This window comes from Paenibacillus sp. 453mf, assembly GCF_900116105.1.
Classification (GTDB): domain Bacteria; phylum Bacillota; class Bacilli; order Paenibacillales; family Paenibacillaceae; genus Paenibacillus; species Paenibacillus provencensis.
This window is the reverse complement of sequence record NZ_FPAC01000001.1, coordinates 2,929,070-2,947,002: the sequence shown is the minus strand read 5'-3', so window position 1 is coordinate 2,947,002 and position 17,933 is coordinate 2,929,070. Positions and strand designations below refer to the sequence as shown.

At 45.8% G+C, this 17,933-nt stretch carries 14 protein-coding genes and 1 riboswitch; of the genes, 8 read left to right on the top strand and 6 right to left on the bottom strand.

Annotation, left to right across the window (positions count from 1 at the left end; all coding sequences use genetic code 11):
* Positions 1-324 precede the first annotated feature (324 nt).
* From BM415_RS13890 to BM415_RS13860, 7 genes are all read left to right on the top strand, one after another.
* A complete protein-coding gene (locus tag BM415_RS13890; RefSeq protein ID WP_091158835.1) occupies positions 325-846 on the top strand; it encodes an NfeD family membrane protein in 522 nt (173 codons plus the stop codon).
* Positions 847-891: 45 nt separating this feature from the next.
* Positions 892-2,421: a flotillin family protein gene (locus tag BM415_RS13885; RefSeq protein WP_091159272.1), complete on the top strand. Its 1,530-nt coding sequence runs from the start codon at positions 892-894 to the stop codon at positions 2,419-2,421.
* Positions 2,422-2,543: 122 nt separating this feature from the next.
* Positions 2,544-3,392: a glucose PTS transporter transcription antiterminator GlcT gene (locus BM415_RS13880; protein WP_091158833.1), complete on the top strand. Its 849-nt coding sequence runs from the start codon at positions 2,544-2,546 to the stop codon at positions 3,390-3,392.
* 326 nt (positions 3,393-3,718) lie between these two features.
* Entirely contained in the window at positions 3,719-5,770 is a 2,052-nt protein-coding gene (gene ptsG / locus BM415_RS13875) for a glucose-specific PTS transporter subunit IIBC (protein ID WP_091158832.1), read from the top strand.
* A gap of 219 nt (positions 5,771-5,989) precedes the next feature.
* A complete protein-coding gene (locus BM415_RS13870) occupies positions 5,990-6,265 on the top strand; it encodes an HPr family phosphocarrier protein (protein WP_076313442.1) in 276 nt (91 codons plus the stop codon).
* Positions 6,258-7,970 (top strand): phosphoenolpyruvate--protein phosphotransferase, encoded by a 1,713-nt coding sequence (gene ptsP / locus BM415_RS13865; protein WP_091158830.1) that lies wholly within the window; start codon positions 6,258-6,260, stop codon positions 7,968-7,970. Before BM415_RS13870 ends, ptsP begins: the two co-directional genes overlap by 8 nt.
* A gap of 275 nt (positions 7,971-8,245) precedes the next feature.
* Positions 8,246-8,776 carry a GNAT family N-acetyltransferase gene (locus BM415_RS13860; protein ID WP_091158829.1) on the top strand — a complete coding sequence of 177 codons (531 nt, stop codon included), beginning with the start codon at positions 8,246-8,248 and terminating at the stop codon, positions 8,774-8,776.
* Positions 8,777-8,915: 139 nt separating this feature from the next.
* On the opposite strand, the gene gcvPB is transcribed toward BM415_RS13860, so the two are convergent.
* The 3 genes from gcvPB to gcvT are packed head-to-tail and all read right to left on the bottom strand — an operon-like array spanning position 8,916 to position 12,933.
* Positions 8,916-10,400 carry an aminomethyl-transferring glycine dehydrogenase subunit GcvPB gene (gene gcvPB / locus BM415_RS13855; protein WP_091159271.1) on the bottom strand — a complete coding sequence of 495 codons (1,485 nt, stop codon included), beginning with the start codon at positions 10,398-10,400 and terminating at the stop codon, positions 8,916-8,918.
* Between the two features lie 47 nt (positions 10,401-10,447).
* Entirely contained in the window at positions 10,448-11,803 is a 1,356-nt protein-coding gene (gene gcvPA, locus BM415_RS13850; RefSeq protein WP_091158827.1) for an aminomethyl-transferring glycine dehydrogenase subunit GcvPA, read from the bottom strand.
* Entirely contained in the window at positions 11,800-12,933 is a 1,134-nt protein-coding gene (gene gcvT, locus BM415_RS13845; protein ID WP_091158825.1) for a glycine cleavage system aminomethyltransferase GcvT, read from the bottom strand. Before gcvT ends, gcvPA begins: the two co-directional genes overlap by 4 nt.
* A gap of 294 nt (positions 12,934-13,227) precedes the next feature.
* Positions 13,228-13,403, bottom strand: a riboswitch (glycine riboswitch).
* A 236-nt stretch (positions 13,404-13,639) separates the two neighbouring features.
* Between gcvT and gcvH the strand changes: the two genes are divergently transcribed.
* Complete coding sequence (gcvH, locus tag BM415_RS13840) at positions 13,640-14,032, top strand: glycine cleavage system protein GcvH (protein ID WP_091158823.1); 393 nt, start codon at positions 13,640-13,642, stop codon at positions 14,030-14,032.
* 193 nt (positions 14,033-14,225) lie between these two features.
* Here the strand turns inward: gcvH and BM415_RS13835 are convergent, their stop codons facing one another.
* From BM415_RS13835 to BM415_RS13825, 3 genes are all read right to left on the bottom strand, one after another.
* Positions 14,226-14,735, bottom strand: a complete 510-nt coding sequence (locus tag BM415_RS13835; RefSeq protein ID WP_091158821.1) for a hypothetical protein — start codon at positions 14,733-14,735, stop codon at positions 14,226-14,228.
* A 123-nt stretch (positions 14,736-14,858) separates the two neighbouring features.
* The gene (locus tag BM415_RS13830) at positions 14,859-15,083 is read right to left on the bottom strand and encodes a cysteine-rich CWC family protein (RefSeq protein ID WP_091158819.1); all 225 of its coding nucleotides are present in this window, start codon (positions 15,081-15,083) and stop codon (positions 14,859-14,861) included.
* Between the two features lie 278 nt (positions 15,084-15,361).
* Positions 15,362-17,362, bottom strand: coding sequence for an endonuclease MutS2 (locus BM415_RS13825; RefSeq protein WP_091158817.1), 2,001 nt, complete (start codon positions 17,360-17,362; stop codon positions 15,362-15,364).
* Positions 17,363-17,933 lie beyond the last annotated feature (571 nt).

The following is a 17,933-nucleotide window of genomic DNA, read 5'->3' as shown; positions in this document are numbered from 1 at the left end:
TGCTTTGGTCTAGAGAAGCATGGGCAAGCGGAGGAGGATGAAGTTGTACCAGAAGTAGCGAAGCGTTCGCTTTTTGTCTTTGGATTCTAACCATTGAATATTTTATAAGATCAGAGAATCCAAAGACAATTTGCGATCTGATGAACAATCCGTCAACCGCAGCCACAATCCCATGCACTCATCTCATGATTTATCCATATTTCCTTCATCACCACTAACATTCTTATTTCCACCTCAATTAGCTCCTAATTCATAATTTTGAAACATTTACCTAATGCATACGTATATATTGACATGTGCATCTGAGGGCAGAGGGGGTGAAATATGGAGACGTTATACTGGGCTTGTCTGATCGGAGGAGCAATATTTGCACTTGTTAGCGTCTTGTTCGGAGATCTGTTTGATGGTTTGCTGGAAGGTTCATTTGAGCTGGCAGGGGTAGAATTTTTGAATTCTACAGTTATTGCCAGTTCAATAACGACCTTCGGGGGAGCAGGCATTCTACTGATGAAGTATACCGAGCTGAATACAGCAGTTCATGTTCTGCTATCCTTGTTGTTCGGCATTCTCGGGGCGTTGACTGTATTTTTTGCCTACATAAGGCCTGCACGAAACAGTGAGGTATCGACTGGTTTTTCCATGCGTGAGCTTGCTGGAAAGATTGGTGAAATCACCGTCCCCGTTCCAGAGAAGGGTTATGGTGAAGTGATGATTAAGCTCGTAAGCGGCAATACCCTTCACACAGCTTCCAGCTTTGAAGCTAAACCGATTACGGCAGGCACCAGGGTGGTTGTTGTGGAGGTTGCAGATGGCGTGCTTCGGGTAGCGGAGCTAGACAGTCTGTAGTAATGACCAATTATACTTAGAGGAGAGATGAGAATGCCAGATTTCATGCAAGAATCTTTACTTATTCCCGTAATTGTAGTGGTTGTAATTTTAATCCTCGGGATCGCGTTCTGGGCGAGATATAAGACAGTGGGTCCAGATGAAGCGATGATCGTTACCGGATCTTTTCTCGGAAGGAAGAATATATCTAGTGATGAATCCGGACGGGAAATAAAGATTGTTCGCGGTGGGGGTACTTTTATATGGCCGGTGTTTCAACAATCGGAATTCATATCGCTTTTATCTCACAAGCTCGACGTAACAACACCTGAAGTCTATACAGAGCAAGGAGTACCGGTTATTGCAGACGGAGTAGCCATCATCAAGGTCGGCAGTTCGATCGAAGATGTTGCTACAGCGGCAGAACAATTTATTGGTAAACCCATTGAAGCTCTAAAAAGCGAAGCACAAGAAGTTCTTGAAGGACATCTGCGTGCGATTCTCGGCTCAATGACGGTAGAAGAAGTTTACCGTAACCGGGATCGATTTGCTCAAGAAGTTCAGGGTGTGGCGGCAAGAGATTTAAAAAAGATGGGTTTGTCTATCGTTTCTTTTACAATCAAAGACGTACGCGACAAACACGGATATCTTGATGCGCTCGGTAAGCCCCGAATTGCAATGGTGAAACGGGACGCTGAAATTGCCGAAGCAGAAGCCGTCAGAGATGCGAGGATTCAAAAAGCGAATGCAGAAGAGCAAGGGCAGAAGGCGGAATTGTTGCGGGATACGAATATCGCAGAAGCAGCCAAAGAAAAAGAGTTGAAGATAGCATCCTTTAAGAAAGATCAAGATACAGCCAAAGCGGAAGCTGATCAGGCTTATCACATTCAGGAAGCCCGTGCGAGACAGACGATGGTTGAGGAGCAAATGAAGGTAGAGCTCGTGCGCAAGGAGCGTGAGATCGATCTTCAGGAGAAAGAAATTACGGTACGTGAGAAGCAATATGATGCGGAAGTGAAGAAAAAAGCCGAGGCAGATCGTTATGCAGTAGAGCAGGCGGCAGAAGCAGACAAGGCAAAAAGAATGCGCGAAGCAGATGCTGTACAATACTCTATTGAAACACAAGCAAAGGCTACAGCTGAACAAAAGCGTCTTGAAGGTCAGGCTGTCGCGGATGCTGAACGTGCAAAAGGTACAGCAGATGCAGAAGTTATCCGTCTGCGTGGTCTTGCAGAAGCGGAGGCGAAGGAGAAGCTGGCAGAAGCTTTCCAGAAGTTCGGCGAAGCCGCTGTTCTCGACATCATTGTGAAAATGCTGCCTGAGCTTGCTGAGCGTATCGCCCAGCCATTATCCTCCATCGACAAACTTACCGTGGTCGATACTGGCAAGGGAGAAGGTGCTGCAAGAGTCAGCAATTATGTGACCGAGCTCATGTCAACTGCTCCTGAAATGCTAAAGAGCGTGTCTGGAATCGATGTTGAGCAGCTCATCCAAGGATTTACCAAGAAGGCAATCCCAACCGCTCCTTCAGAGCCGGCAGCATTGGAAAACTTGAAGATTCCAGCTGAAGCGGTTGCTACCAAAGAAACAGTTTGATCTAAGCACTCCAAAGGTTAAATATTGACCTTAGCCTCATAATTTGTTAACTTAAGCGTGGTGTATCTTATTTAGATATAACATGCCGAATTACGAATTATGGGGCTAAAAGAGGTGCAAAAGTGAACCTGAAGGTAGCTAAAGTGTTGAATAACAATGTGATTATCGCGACCCACCCTGAACACGAAGAAGTCGTCATCATCAGCAAAGGGATTGGATTCAATCGCAAATCAGGTGATCAAATTCCTCTGCAAGCAGTAGAAAAAATGTTTATATTAACGAGACAGGAGGAGCAGGAACAATACAAGCAGCTGGTTCCTCGTGTTAGTGAAAAGTTAATAGAGACGATTAACGATATTATTTTAAATATAACAAGCAAGAGTAACGTTCCTCTCAACGAACATATCCATATTGCACTGACGGATCATATTGCCTTTGCTATGAAGCGCAAAGAACAAGGTATCGTATTGCATAATCCATTCTTGTACGAGACAAAAGATATGTATCCAATGGAATATGAATTTGCTGAGTATGCCATCGAGCTGATAGAGAAGCGCCTCGGAGTCGATCTTGGCAAAGAAGAGATTGGATTTGTAGCCCTTCACATTTATAGCGCCATGACGAATCAGAATATTTCACAGGTCCAAGAGCACTCCAAGCTTATTGCAGACCTGGTTGCTTTGGTTGAGGAGCAGCTCGATTACCGAATTCCTCGTGATTCTCTGGATTATTCCAGGCTTGTGACCCATCTTAGATTCGCGATCGAACGGGTTCGGCGCGGTGAAGAAGTAGCCGAGATTTACAAACTGGATTCACTGCTTAATCAGGAATATCCGGAGATGTATTCGCTTGCTTGGAAGCTGACGAAGATAATGGAAAGACGGATTAATCTTCCTGTGTATTCCGCCGAGGTGAGCTACTTGACGATGCATTTACAGCGGCTTTCCCAGAAAAAGGAGCGAAACGAATAAATTTCTATTCAATATGCAGGGTATGAATTTTGTTTCTAACTATATCTTGTGGTTATTAAGATGTTTCGAAATTAAAATATTTTTTTGATTGTAAAGGCTTGCAATCTTTTTTTTCTGGTGCTATGATGTTCACCGTAGTAAATAACAGCTTAATATTATGACGTGTTACTGATTCGATCAGGCATGAGTTGATTAAAGTATGATTGGCAATGACTACTATTGGGCAATATAACCCACAGGTTGTTGCACACATGCTCTATACGCTCATGCTTTTTTTGCATTCTTCGAAATCAATTAACACATATATCCTTGAAGGAGTGAAACACATGTTCAAAAAGCTTTTCGGCGTGTTGCAGCGTGTCGGTAAAGCAGTCATGCTTCCGGTTGCGATCCTGCCGGCGGCAGGTCTCCTGCTCGGAATTGGGAACCTTCTGGTTAACCCTGACTTCCTGCAGTATGTGCCTTTTCTAGAGGCTCACTGGATCCAAGTCGTTGCTAGCGTCATGATGAACTCGGGACAAATTGTCTTTGATAACCTGTCCTTGCTGTTCGCCGTTGGCGTAGCGATTGGTCTTGCCGGTGGGGACGGCGTTGCGGGTCTAGCCGCAATTATTGGTTATTTGGTTATGAACGTAACCATGGGAACAGTCATGGGCGTAAATGCTTACTCTATAGCCCAAAGTGGAGCTGCATATGCAAACGTTCTTGGTATCCCGACTTTGCAGACAGGCGTATTCGGTGGTATCATAATCGGGGTCTTAGCTGCCTCGATGTATAATCGATTCTTTAAGATCGAACTTCCGTCCTACTTGGGATTCTTTGCAGGTAAACGCTTCGTACCGATCATCACCGCAGTGATGTCGCTCTTGATTGGTTTGGCATTGACACTAATTTGGCCGCCGATCCAAGAAGCGATGAACTTCATCTCTCGAAGCATGATTGGTGAGAATGAAACACTGGCTGCCTTTATCTTCGGTCTGATTGAGCGTTCGCTCATTCCATTTGGTTTGCATCATATCTTCTACTCACCGTTCTGGTTCGAGTTTGGAGAATATGTTAACCAAGCAGGTCAAGTCATCCGTGGTGACCAGAAGATATTTATGGCTCAGTTGCAAGATGGCGTAGCATTTACAGCGGGTACATTTACAACAGGTAAATATCCGTTCATGATGTTCGGTCTTCCGGCTGCAGCACTTGCAATCTATCACACAGCGAAGCCAGAGAACAAGAAAGTAGTCGGCTCCTTGATGGTATCCGGTGCACTGACAGCATTCCTGACAGGTATTACAGAGCCGCTTGAGTTCTCGTTCCTGTTCGTAGCACCTATCTTGTTCGCAGTTCATGCTGTGTTTGCAGGCTTGTCCTTCATGGTGATGCATATTCTCGGTGTTAAGATCGGGATGACCTTCTCCGGCGGTTTCATTGACTTCATGCTGTTCGGGGTATTGCCAAACCGTACGCCTTGGTGGCTGGTTATTGTTGTAGGTCTTGTGTTCGCGGTGATCTACTACTTCGGTTTCCGTTTCGTTATTCAGAAATTCAATCTGAAAACACCGGGACGTGAGGACAAAGTTGTAGAGACGGGATCACAGAATACAGGATCCAAGGACGAGCTGCCGCATCAAATCCTGAAAGCTTTTGGTGGTTCAGACAACATCAAGCATTTGGATGCATGTATCACCAGACTTCGTATCGAGGTTAAAGATAAAGGCAACGTTGATAAAGGTCGTTTGAAAGACCTTGGTGCTTCTGGAGTACTGGAAGTCGGTAACAACGTACAAGCGATCTTCGGGACACGTTCGGATACGATTAAGTCGCAAATGAAAGACATCATCGAAGGGCGTACGCCAGCACCAGCGCAAGCCACTGCAGAGCCTAAACCAGAAGAAGAGCAGGCACAAGGTGAAGCGGGTGAAGCGATCATCAATGAGCAGATCGTTATGCCGGTTAACGGTGAGCTTCTCGATATTACGAAAGTTCCAGACCCAGTATTTTCCGAGAAAATGACAGGTGATGGATTTGCGATTCTGCCGCATGATGGAACGATTGTGTCACCAGTGAACGGTAAAGTGTTCAACGTATTCCCTAGCAAGCATGCGGTCGGCATCATGTCCGACGGCGGCAAGGAAGTACTCGTTCACATTGGAGTCAACACCGTGAAGCTGAAAGGCCAAGGCTTTAATGTTCTGGTTGCCGAAGGAGATCTCGTCTCTGCAGGTCAACCGATCATGGAAGTTGACGTGGATTATGTTAAGGAGCATGCTCCTTCCATTATTTCACCAATTATTTTCTCTAACCTGCCGGAGGGTTCCGCTGTTACACTGAATAAATCTGGTGTACTGAAAGCTGGCGAAAAGGGAATTATAACAATCAAATAAAGACGAGATTTTTACGTTTGAATTCATAGCACCGTAGAAGAGCTCACGCAAGATCTAGTTAAAACTTAAGTTTTGGCTAAATCTTGCACCTCATTTATCAGCAGCATGAATCTGGGAAAAATCAGTCTATTGTGGTTCGATACTCCTGTGTAACAGGTAATATACGTATATGACGTAATCACAACCAAATTAAAAAATGACGAAAGTGGGATGAAAACTATGCAACAAACATTCAGAATTACTGACGAAGATGGAATCCATGCACGCCCTGCAACAGCACTTGTAAACACGGCTAACAAATTCAAAGGTGCTGAGTCTTTTGCAGAAGCGAAAGGCAAAAAAGTAACATTGAAATCCATTCTGGGTGTTCTCTCCCTTGGTCTTGAAAAAGGCGACACAATTAGCATCATCGTTGAAGGCGAAGGAGAAGCAGAAGCGATTCAAGCACTGACAGACGTTATGGTTAACGAAGGGCTGGGCGAAGTTCATGCCTAATGTTTCCGGGATTGCTGCCTCGGCGGGTATTGCCATTGCCCGGGCGTTTATCTTGGAGCATCCTGATTACTCTGTAGACAAACGCTCGATCACCGACGTTGATGCGGAGATTGCTAAACTGGAAGCGGCTTTGGAGAAATCCGAAGCCGAGCTCCAGGCAATCAAAGCACGTACTTTGCAAGAACTGGGTGAGAAAAAAGCAGAAATTTTTGAATCTCACTTGCTTATATTGAATGACCCGGAACTTATTGATCCTGTTAAGTCCAAAATTTCTGATGAAAAAGTAAATGCTGAATTTGCACTTGAAGAAACAGCAGCTACTTTCATTCAGATGTTTGAAAATATGAAAAGCGCGTATCTTCAAGAGCGTGCAGCTGACATGCGTGACGTTACCAAACGCGTGCTTGGTCACTTGCTTGGACTTCAAGTTGTGAATCCGGCAGAGATCAGCGAAGAAGTCATCGTACTTGCTGAGGATTTGACTCCGTCTGATACAGCGCAGCTGAACCGTAAATACGTGCTTGGCTTTGCTACCAATATTGGAGGTCGTACCTCTCACTCCGCAATCATGGCCAGATCTCTTGAAATTCCTGCAGTTGTGGGAACGAAGGAAGTACTGACTCAAGCGAAGAACGGTGATCTGATCATCGTGGACGGGTTGGACGGTCATGTACTGATCAATCCGGAGGCTTCCGTTGTGGAAGAGTACAGATCCAAGCAGGCTGCTTATGCAGCTCAAGTTGCAGAGTGGAGAAAGCTACGCGACGAGCCTACAGTAACTGTAGACGGCGTGCATGTTGAACTTGCTGCAAACATTGGTACTCCTAACGATGTAGCTGGTGTGCTTGAGAACGGCGGAGAGGGCGTAGGTCTCTATCGTACAGAATTCCTGTACATGGGACGCGACAAGCTGCCATCTGAGGATGTGCAGTACAATGCCTACAAAACTGTTCTTGAAAAAATGGAAGGAAAACCGGTTGTCGTTCGTACACTCGACATTGGTGGTGACAAGGAGCTTCCTTACCTCGACCTTCCAAAAGAGATGAATCCATTCCTGGGCTTCCGTGCGGTTCGCCTATGCCTGGATCGTCAAGACATTTTCCGTACACAGCTTCGTGCATTGCTTCGCGCGAGTGTGCATGGTAACCTGCGCATCATGTTCCCGATGATTGCTACGCTCGGAGAATTCCGTGAAGCAAAAGCAATTCTTCTCGAAGAGAAGGAGAAGCTTGTATCTGAAGGTCTTGAAGTATCCGACAGCATTCAGCTCGGAATCATGGTTGAAATTCCTTCAACTGCAGTGCTTGCCGATCAATTTGCCAAGGAAGTGGACTTCTTCAGTATCGGAACGAACGATCTGATCCAGTACACGATGGCAGCTGACCGGATGAATGAACGTGTATCTTATCTGTACCAGCCTTATAACCCATCTATTCTTCGTTTGATCAAGATGGTCATTGATGCAGCGGATCGCGAAGGCCGCTGGGTTGGCATGTGCGGAGAGATGGCAGGCGATGCTACCGCAATTCCACTGCTTCTGGGTCTTGGCTTGGATGAATTCAGTATGAGCGCGACTTCAATTCTGCCTGCACGCAGCCAGCTGACCAAGCTGTCTCAAGCAGACATGAAAGAGCTTGCTGCAAAAGCACTGGATATGCAGACTGCTGAACAGGTGGTAGAGCTTGTTCAGAGCATTGAACAGTAATCTTTGTTTTTCGAAATTTCTGAAATCTCTATTTTCTAATTCTCTATCTTTTCCAACATTTTCACGGTATTCGCATCATGCGGATACCGTTTTTTTTTACTATTTAGCAAATGTGCTTAATTATCTCTACCGCCGCATCCAGAACAGCCTGTGTATATCCTCTAAATTAGTTTAAATCGATCTATACCTGGTGATCACTCAGTCTCTAAATTAGAATGAAATGGAGCACTTACAGAATTTGAGAAATACATAGAGAACATGATAAAGGAGATTCCATGTACAAAGATAAGGAAATTGCAGTTCGACCGATAGAAAGGGCAGATTTACCGCGTTTATGGGAGCTGATCTATACAGAGGAGAATCCAGAGTGGAAACAGTGGGATGCACCCTATTTTCCACATTATACGAAGAGTTGGGAAGAGTTTGCTGAAATGCAGGATGGCTGGATTGTAAGCGATCACCGCTGGGTCATTACTGTACACGAAGAAATATGCGGAATGGTTTCTTACTATTATGAGGATGAACAGAAGAACTGGCTGGAAATGGGGATTGTGCTGCATCAGCCAAGCAGCTGGAACCAATCCATTGGAACAAGAGCTTTAGGCTTATGGATCGATCATTTGTTTAATCATTTGCCTCTTGTTAGAGTGGGACTGACCACCTGGTCAGGGAACACCCGAATGATTCGGGTCGCAGAGAAGCTGGGCATGCAGATTGAAGCAAGAATCCGAAAGGTGAGATACTATAACGGCAAGTACTATGATTCCATTAGACTCGGAATGCTTCGTGAAGAATGGGAGATATGAGGAAGAGACAAGAGCAGGATATGATAAATGATGCACTTGGATTTAAAAACAATTAACAAACCTCCAATATAGGATTGGAGGTTTGTTTGGTCTATTTCTGTTCTATTTTAGATCAAGGCGAGACTATCTGCTTATGAAATTAACTGCATGCACAGTTTAGGACAGGCTTACGTGCAGCTGTCGTTTCATCCAAACGAGTAACAGGTGTCCCGTAAGGAGCATTAAGAACGAGCTCTGGATTCTCTTCGGCTTCCTTAGCAATGCGGATCATCGTGTCGATGAAGCCGTCGAGCGTTTCTTTGCTTTCGGTTTCTGTCGGTTCGATCATGATGCATTCTTCCACGTTCAGCGGGAAGTAGATGGTTGGCGGATGATAGCCGAAATCAAGCAGGCGCTTCGCTACATCAAGTGTACGTACACCATACTGCTTCAAGCCTTTGCCGGACATCACGAATTCATGCTTGCAGACGCCTGGATAAGGAATTTCATAATAAGGCTCCAGTCGTTTCATCATGTAGTTGGCATTAAGCACAGCATACTCGGATACCCGGCGCAGTCCAACCGGACCATAAGTACGGATATAGGCATACGCACGAACAAGAATTCCGAAGTTACCATAGTAAGCTTTAACACGGCCAATGGATTGTCCTTCTTCACGATCCAGATAGAATGTACCCTCTTCTGTACGTTTCACGTGTGGTTTTGGAAGGAACGGCACGAGCAGCTTCTTCACACCGACAGGACCAGCGCCTGGGCCGCCGCCGCCATGAGGAGTACTCATCGTTTTATGCAGATTCAAGTGAACCACGTCGAAGCCCATATCACCTGGACGGGCAATTCCCATAATTGCGTTGGAGTTAGCTCCATCGTAATACAGAAGACCGCCGGCATCATGCACGATCTTGGCAATCTCAACAATTTGTTTCTCAAACAGGCCGAGTGTATTCGGGTTCGTCAGCATAAGCGCGGCTGTATCGCTACCTACCACTGCACGCAGCTCATCCAGATCGACCAGTCCCTCTGCAGTTGAAGGAATAGTCACGGTCTCGAAGCCTGCAACTGTCGCACTGGCAGGGTTCGTACCATGGGAAGAGTCAGGCACGATGACCTTGGTGCGAACTTCGCCGCGGCTATCATGATAAGCACGAATCATCATCAGTCCTGTCCATTCACCGTGTGCACCGGCTGCCGGCTGAAGTGTCACTTCGTCCATTCCAGTAAGACCTGCGAGGTCGGATTGCAGCTGATACAGCAGCTCAAGTGCGCCTTGTACACTTTCTTCCGGCTGATAAGGATGAATCTTCGCAAACCCGGTATAACGAGCAACATCCTCGTTAATCTTCGGATTATATTTCATCGTACAAGAGCCTAAAGGATAGAAGCCGTTATCTACACCAAAATTGCGGCGGGACAAGCTTGTATAGTGGCGAACGACATCGACTTCATATACTTCTGGCAGTGCAGCTGCCTCCTTACGCAAAAACCCAGAAGGGATAAGCTCATTCTGACGTACCTGAGGCACATCAAGCTCGGGCAAGGAGTATGCGACGCGACCTGGTTTGCTTAGTTCAAATATCAGCTTCTGCTCAGGAGCTTCTGATCCGGCCGTTCTTCCAAAATCCAGTGCAGCTGTCTCGTTCTGAACTTGTGGTTTCTCTGCTTCAATCTTACTCACAGCAATCCCTCCAATACCGCTTTGAATTCATCGATCTCTTCTTTGCTCCGGCGTTCTGTAACGGCGATCAGCATATGACCACTTAGTTCCGGGTATTCACGTCCCAAATCATATCCGCCGATAAATCCTGCAGCGAGCAGCTTGCTCTGCACATCTTCCATACTCGAATTGTCGGGAAGCTTAATAACAAATTCGTTAAACGTCGGTGAAGTAAAAGGAGTACTTACTCCTTCAATAGAAGTTATTGTCTGCTTAGCATAATGACTCTTTTGCAAATTAAGCTCCGACACATCCAGCATGCCTTGTTTGCCGAGCAGAGACATATAGACCGACGCACTTAGCGCAAGCAGAGCCTGGTTGGAACAAATATTGGAGGTCGCTTTTTCACGGCGGATATGCTGTTCACGAGCCTGCAGTGTGAGTACAAAGCCTCTTCTGCCATAACGATCTGTCGTTTGACCAACGATCCGTCCAGGAATTCTGCGCATATGGGCCTGTGATACAGCAAAATATCCACAGGTAGGACCGCCATAGGAGCCTGCAATTCCAAGCGGCTGAGCATCACCAACCACAATATCCGCACCAAGCTTGCCCGGAGCTTCCAGAAGTCCGAGTGAAATTGGATTCGCACTGACGATAAGGAGTCCTTTGTTTGGATGGATCAGGTCAGCTGCAGCCTGGATGTCTTCTACGCTACCGAAGAAATTCGGACTTTGAATCATCACTGCAGCCGTATCTTCACTGATTGCAGCTGCGAGTGCTTCCATATCTGTAACACCATTTGTATAACCAATCTCAACGACCTCAAGATTCAGACCATGTGCGTAACTGGCGAGTACCTGGCGGGATTCTGGATGCACCGTACTCGATACAACCAGCTTTTTACGACGTGTCGCACTTGCAGCCAGATTACCTGCTTCTGCAAAGGCCGTTGCTCCATCATACATACTTGCATTGGCGACAGCCATTCCGGTCAGCTCGCAGATATAGGATTGGAATTCAAAAATCGCCTGCAGCTCGCCTTGGCTGATCTCTGGCTGATAGGGCGTATAAGCAGTATAGAATTCGGAGCGGGAAATGACATGGTTAATAACAGAAGGTACATGGTGGTCATAGATACCTGCACCTAGAAAGCTTGCGTGTGTATCTGCGTTCACATTACGTCCGGCAAGGCGGGACATATGACGAGTGAGTGCGTATTCGTCCAGCTTGGATGAAACAGGGAGTTCGCCTTTAAAGCGGATCTCTTCAGGAATGTCGGAGAAGAGATCCTCCATCGTTTCCGCTCCGATTGCTGCCAGCATTTCCGCCTGATCTTGTTCCGTCATCGGTAGATAACGATTTGCCATTATGAATTCGCTCCTTTTGCCGCTTGGGCTGTAGGTTTTGGTCTTCTATAGAATGGGGTTTTGATCACTTCTGCCTTGAGGCGTTTCCCCCGGATTTCGACTTCAACAGTGGTGCCTGGTTCTGTATACTGAATATCCAGCAGTGCAAGGCCCAGATTGCGTTTGAGTGTAGGCGACTGGGTACCAGTCGTTACCTCACCGATTTGCTCTCCCTCTGCATAGACCGGATAATGAGAACGTGGAATGCCTCGATCCGTAATCTCGATACCGACGAGCTTGCGGGTCAGGCCTTCCTCTTTTTGCTTCACCAGTGCATCCCGACCGATAAAGTCACCAGCAGCCAGCTTCACGAACATGCCAAGCCCGGCTTCAAGCGGTGTAATCGTAGAAGAAAGCTCCTGTCCATATAACGGGAGTTTAGCTTCAAATCGAAGTGTATCTCTCGCGCCAAGCCCGATGGGAAGCAGACCTTCATCTTCACCTGCGGCCATAAGCGCAAGCCATACTTTCTGTGCGTCATCGGCACTGACATAGATTTCGAATCCATCCTCACCAGTGTATCCTGTACGCGATAGAATAACGGTGCTGCCGCTCACTTCCGCACCGTCCACAAAACGGAAAGAGCCAAGCTCAGCAAGATTCACATCGGTCACTTGGGATAGAATAGCTTCTGCCTTCGGACCCTGTAATGCAAGCAAAGCCGTTGCTTCCGATTCATTCACCATTTGAACGTTCTCAGGCAGATGGTCCTGCAGCCAAGTCCAGTCCTTCTCGATATTAGATGCATTCACAACGAGCATGAACAAATGGTCGCTGCGCTTGTAGACAAGCAAATCGTCCACTACACCACCAGTTGGATAGCACATGAGTGTGTATTGTGCCTGACCGATTTCAAGCAGGGATACGTCATTTGTCAGCATTCCTTGTAAAAAGTCTGCTGCATTCTCGCCTTCTACCCGAAATTCACCCATATGGGATACATCGAATAGTCCAGCCTGCTGTCTCACAGCCTCATGTTCTTTCTGGATTCCGCTGAAGGAAACCGGGAGCTCCCAGCCTCCAAAATCGATACAGCGTACATTTGGATATTGTTCATAAAGAGGGAAAAGCGGTGTTCTCAATAATTGGGACATAATTTTCACCTCGTAAAAAGCCGGCGTTCGGCTGTAATTTAGAAGAAGAATTAAGTAGAGTTTTCAGAATAAACACTTGAAAAGGGAAAAAGGAAAAAGGGCTATTGGAAAATGGAAAAAGGACAGGCCAAAGAAAAATACACGCTAATAAAGCATGTGTTCTTCTTAGGCTCTGTCCTTGGTACCTGAGAGTTACCCCGCATGATGCTCACGAGTTTCCCCTTGGGTGATCCTTTATTAACATCGTTCGCTTTATCATAAGCAGCGAACGGTTATGGATGCTCTCCAGAGTCGCGTCCGGTAAAAGTCCTTTTTGCCTGAGAGATTCACCCTTTGCTTATCAATGGGCTTACTCCTTCGGCGTTACCATGCGGAAATGTCCCTGCTTACAAGCTGATAATGAACATCATACAACAGCTGTCAGAAGCTCAGAACGATGATCCTGCGGTAATCTCTCCCTTTACGTTCAACCGCTTAATGGGCTAGAATGTTCGGAAATAGCGAACTCTTCCGTTCAATCTAACGCTTATACTACATTAATACGTGATTAAATCCGAAAAGTCAAGGAGTATGTTAAATAAACATATTTTTTGTTAGCATTCTTGACATTGTGATGAGGATTGTTTTACGCTATGGGTGGAAAAAGGGCAGGAACCAGAGAAGAAACACAATTCTAACTTTTGAAAAAAGCGAGGCTGACGAGAACATGAGCGAAGTGATTAACGGTTTGTTGTATAGTAAAGAGCATGAATGGGTTCAAACGTTAGACGGAGATACGGTACGTATCGGGATTACTGAATTTGCTCAGCATCAGCTGGGAGATATTGTGTTTGTGGAGCTGCCTGAAGTTGGAACGGAAATTAACAGTGACGATAGCATTGGTACCATTGAATCGGTTAAGACCGTATCTGATTTGTTTGCGCCAGTAAGCGGAACAATCGTCAGTGTTAATGACAAGCTTCAAGACGAGCCGGAGCTTGTAAATGCTGCACCATATGGTGACGGCTGGATGATTGAAGTGAAAATAAATGGAGATTCCAAAGCTGCTCTTACTAAACTGCTGGATGCAGATGCGTATCGCGCGCATACTGAAGAGTAAGAATATATTTATTTAATTATTCTATAATATATAACGCGTTTGTTTAAATTGTATGAGCTGATTTTCCTGTCTTAAAGGGGAGATCAGCTTTTTTTGAATGATGTCGGCTTATAACACTTAGGTATAACTGAACTGAACATGGATTATATCCGTTATGGTAAAAAATGTTTCTCGTGGAACGAAACTCATGGGGTTAATTAATTTTATAAAATCCATCTTGATCCTTTGAAATATGAATCGAAACCGGCTTAATTGCCGAATTCTGATGTTGAGACTGACTTGTTACCGTTATGCTGGTTTCACTTACTGGTGTAGCTGCAAGAGGGGACCAATAAATGGTGTTTCCTTCTTTCAACTCAAGTGATGTTCCCGATGATCTCACCTGCTTGCCAGCCGAACCTTCCATAACCAGTAATTCACCAGAGGAAGTTGCTATAATTAGTGGGAAATTATTATGATCTTCACTTATTTCGATTGGAAATCCGGGAACGCTGCTCGTCACCACAGAATATTTATCTAGCGGGAATGCGACTTGAAGGGAGCTGTGACCATCGTACTCTGATGATATGTTTGAAGGTGGAGATATAGCAGAAGGTACATTGGGCCACAGAATGAACGCGAAGGCAAGAAGGATGGAAGAGACGGTAAGAGTAAATACTTTTGACTTGAATGATGATTGTGTCCTCATAACATGGGTCTTCATAATGATAACCTCCCAGAAAGATTAGTATATATTTTTATATAACGTTCACTTGCCGCTAAAGTTTTGAATATACAATCATTCGCATATGAAATTGATTGATAAGGTGAAAATATGCCAGGCAGCTTAGACTTCGTCCGTTCCCCTGGCATGAAACTCGGTCACACATGCTTCACACACACATGCCTTGCGTCTCTGCTCGTCCGGAATACGTGACAGCAGCTCCTTGGGCACAGACTGGCTCATGCACCAGCATTCAGTGTGAGGTTTCCCGGCTGCATGGGCACATCCATTAGGCTTGTGGCATAAGGGGCAGATGTGCGGATTGATGTCAATCGTTGAGGAGGGCATCTTTTTCACCTGCTTATTATTAGTCTGTTGGCTGTACAAAATCGACCAGTATCAAGAAAATGAGCATCCGTGCAATCACGATACCGTATTCAAATTTAAGCTTAAGTCTATCATATGGGTAACTGAATCCAAAGTCATATTTGTACGTAAGCCAGGATATGAGCTTACCTAAGAAGTAAAGTATCTTTTATGGAAATGTTAAAGACGGACGAGGAGAGACAAATCCCCGCCCGTCTTGGGTTATTCAATTGCATAATTCCGCTTATTCAAATGAACATTTAAGACTCATCTTTTGGCATTTCTATACTGAGACCCGGAACATGCTTCTTGGACATTTGCTTTCGTTTTTTTCGATTCTCCTTGGTCTGGGAGACAACGTCAAAATCGTAGTCGTCCGGGTAAAGCTCCTCGCCTGCAATATGAAGCTTCACTCGCTGCTTGGCAATTTTCAGCTTTTTTCCTCGAATTAGTACGGTAAGCTTGCCTTTTGCATCCTCTGCTTCGACGATAATCCCCCCTTCCTTCATATAAGGGATGTGCACCCTGTCACCAACCTGCAGCGGCCGGACCGGCTGAGCTTCCACATCGCTTGGTTGAGGTCTCTTGGCATGGGCAGCGCTGGATTCTCGGCGGTCGTTATTCACCCGATTTGTATTGTCACGGGTTAGATCTTGAGGATCTAAACTTCGGGATTCCGCGAGGTTGACCTCGTTACCGCTGGATTTCGATTCCCCTAACGAATCAGCATTCGCTGTCAATGATGTGGCAGAGATCTGTTTGGAACGCTCAATGATATACGGCGGAATTCCGAGCTTTAGGGCAATGGCATAAGCATAGCTGTTTCCTGCTTCCCCAATCGTCAGCCGATATAACGGCTTTAATGATTCGGTATCAAATTCCATGCGGGCATTTTCAAATCCGTTAGCCGAAGCTGCGAAATTTTTGATCTCCGAAAAATGGGTTGTTGCCACGACAGTAGCCTGCCTTCTATGCATCTCTTCCAGCAGAGCAATGGATAGTCCGGTTCCCTCCCCAGGATCTGTACCCGAAGCCATTTCATCAATAAGAATGAGCGTTGAGGGGCCCGCCATCTTCAGAATCTCGATGATGTTCTTGATGTGGGCAGAGAACGTACTGAGCTGATGCTCAATACTCTGACCATCTCCGATATCGACGGCAACTTGCTCAAATACGCTCAGCTGGCTGCCTTCTCCAACAGGGACTAGAAGTCCGGACTGGGCCATCAGCGTCAACAAGCCGATGGTCTTGAGGCACAATGTTTTACCGCCGGTATTGGGGCCTGTAATGATCAAGGACTTGAATGCATCACCAATGTGGAAGTCCAGTGGAACCATATGATTCACTAGCGGATGCCGTGCGGATCTTAATCGAATGACCCCATGATCGACGAGATGAATGGACCGTCCCTGATAGGAGAGAGCATAGCGCGCTTTGGCGAATAAAAAGTCATACATGCCCACTGTGTCCGTATTAACCCGAAGCTCATATTCAGCTTGATCTGCCAAACGCGTCAATTCACTGAGGATCTTCATTTCTTCTCGCTGCTCCGCAGCACGATGCAGGCTGAGCTCCATCTGGAGGGCAGCGATTTCGTCAGGCTCAATAAATACCGTTTGGCCACTGGCTGATTCACCGTGAACCGTTCCTCTGATCAGCTTGCGGAATTCCTTCTGAACAGGCAGGCAGTAGCGATCCCCGCGTCTTGTAATGAGCTGGTCCTGCAGAATAGAACGGTGCTTGGACAGGAGGGTATCGAGCTTTTTTTTCAGCCGTTCCTCAATGACCTGAACTTGTTTTCTCGTCTTGAGCAGTTCTTTACTCGCGTGATCCGTTACCCGTCCTAAGTAAATACAGCGTTCTACCTCTTCACGAAGGGAATCCAGGGTGTACATGGAGCCAGCATAGGCACTTACATTCGGGGCGATTTCTCCTTTGGATTGCATGTACTTCATAAGCTGGGCGCAGCTCCGCAGAAATTGCAGTAGATGCATGAAATCCTGTTCGGTAAATAAATAGCCGGTGCCCAGCAGATTCATGATATTCTCAATTCCTGATAATGAAGGAAGAGGGACGCTTGCTCCGTGCCGGATCAGTCCCAGTGCCTCATCCGTTTCAGCCAGTGCCTGACGGATCTGGGTTAGACGAGTCATGGGGGACAGCGAATCGATCTGTCGCTCTCCAAGGTAGGATACTGCGTAGGACCGCAGCTGTTCTTTGACAGTATTGTATTCGAGTCTTTGCATGCTTTGTTGATTCATGGGTTAATGCTCCTTTTTTTGTAATGTTTGAATGACGTTGAAGCGGATAAAAAAAAGACGCAAGAAACGAACAGAAGCGTTCGTTCTTACGTCTTTATGCATGAGTTATCTTAAGGATCGGGCAAAGAATGCTGCTAATCCATAAGGTATCAACCTGTGAGTGGTCCCCGGTCATCAAAGTTATGTTCATAACAGAACTTTGATGGTCTGTAAATAGATGGATTCCGGGTACAAAAAAACCGCGCTGCAAAAACAGCACGGATGAGTTCACAAGTCAATTATTACATAACTCATGTTCATAGAGAGTTTGGTTATCCGCTGTTCTTAACTGATTTCATGAGGCATCTGAAGTGAGTGCTTGAAAATGCGCATAAAAAATAAACATCGCAAATTCAGGCGATAAAGCAATAGATCAAGCCTCAGTATGAAATTAATTAGTTAAGAACGATCACCGACATCAAAAATCTCTCCTTTTTTGGATGAGTTACTTTGTATCATAGGCTACAGGTTAGCAAAAGTCAACAAATTGAATATTGGGAAGATGTACTATACAATGAAGAGGAACGAGCAA

Coding starts and splice junctions, on each gene's coding strand:
- BM415_RS13885 (WP_091159272.1), top strand. CDS start 892: ATGCAAGAATCTTTACTTATTCCCGTAATTGTAGTGGTTGTAATTTTA.
- BM415_RS13860 (WP_091158829.1), top strand. CDS start 8,246: ATGTACAAAGATAAGGAAATTGCAGTTCGACCGATAGAAAGGGCAGAT.
- BM415_RS13825 (WP_091158817.1), bottom strand. CDS start 17,362: ATGAATCAACAAAGCATGCAAAGACTCGAATACAATACTGTCAAAGAA.
- ptsP (WP_091158830.1), top strand. CDS start 6,258: ATGCCTAATGTTTCCGGGATTGCTGCCTCGGCGGGTATTGCCATTGCC.
- BM415_RS13890 (WP_091158835.1), top strand. CDS start 325: ATGGAGACGTTATACTGGGCTTGTCTGATCGGAGGAGCAATATTTGCA.
- BM415_RS13830 (WP_091158819.1), bottom strand. CDS start 15,083: ATGCCCTCCTCAACGATTGACATCAATCCGCACATCTGCCCCTTATGC.
- gcvH (WP_091158823.1), top strand. CDS start 13,640: ATGAGCGAAGTGATTAACGGTTTGTTGTATAGTAAAGAGCATGAATGG.
- gcvT (WP_091158825.1), bottom strand. CDS start 12,933: ATGTCCCAATTATTGAGAACACCGCTTTTCCCTCTTTATGAACAATAT.
- ptsG (WP_091158832.1), top strand. CDS start 3,719: ATGTTCAAAAAGCTTTTCGGCGTGTTGCAGCGTGTCGGTAAAGCAGTC.
- BM415_RS13835 (WP_091158821.1), bottom strand. CDS start 14,735: ATGAAGACCCATGTTATGAGGACACAATCATCATTCAAGTCAAAAGTA.
- BM415_RS13870 (WP_076313442.1), top strand. CDS start 5,990: ATGCAACAAACATTCAGAATTACTGACGAAGATGGAATCCATGCACGC.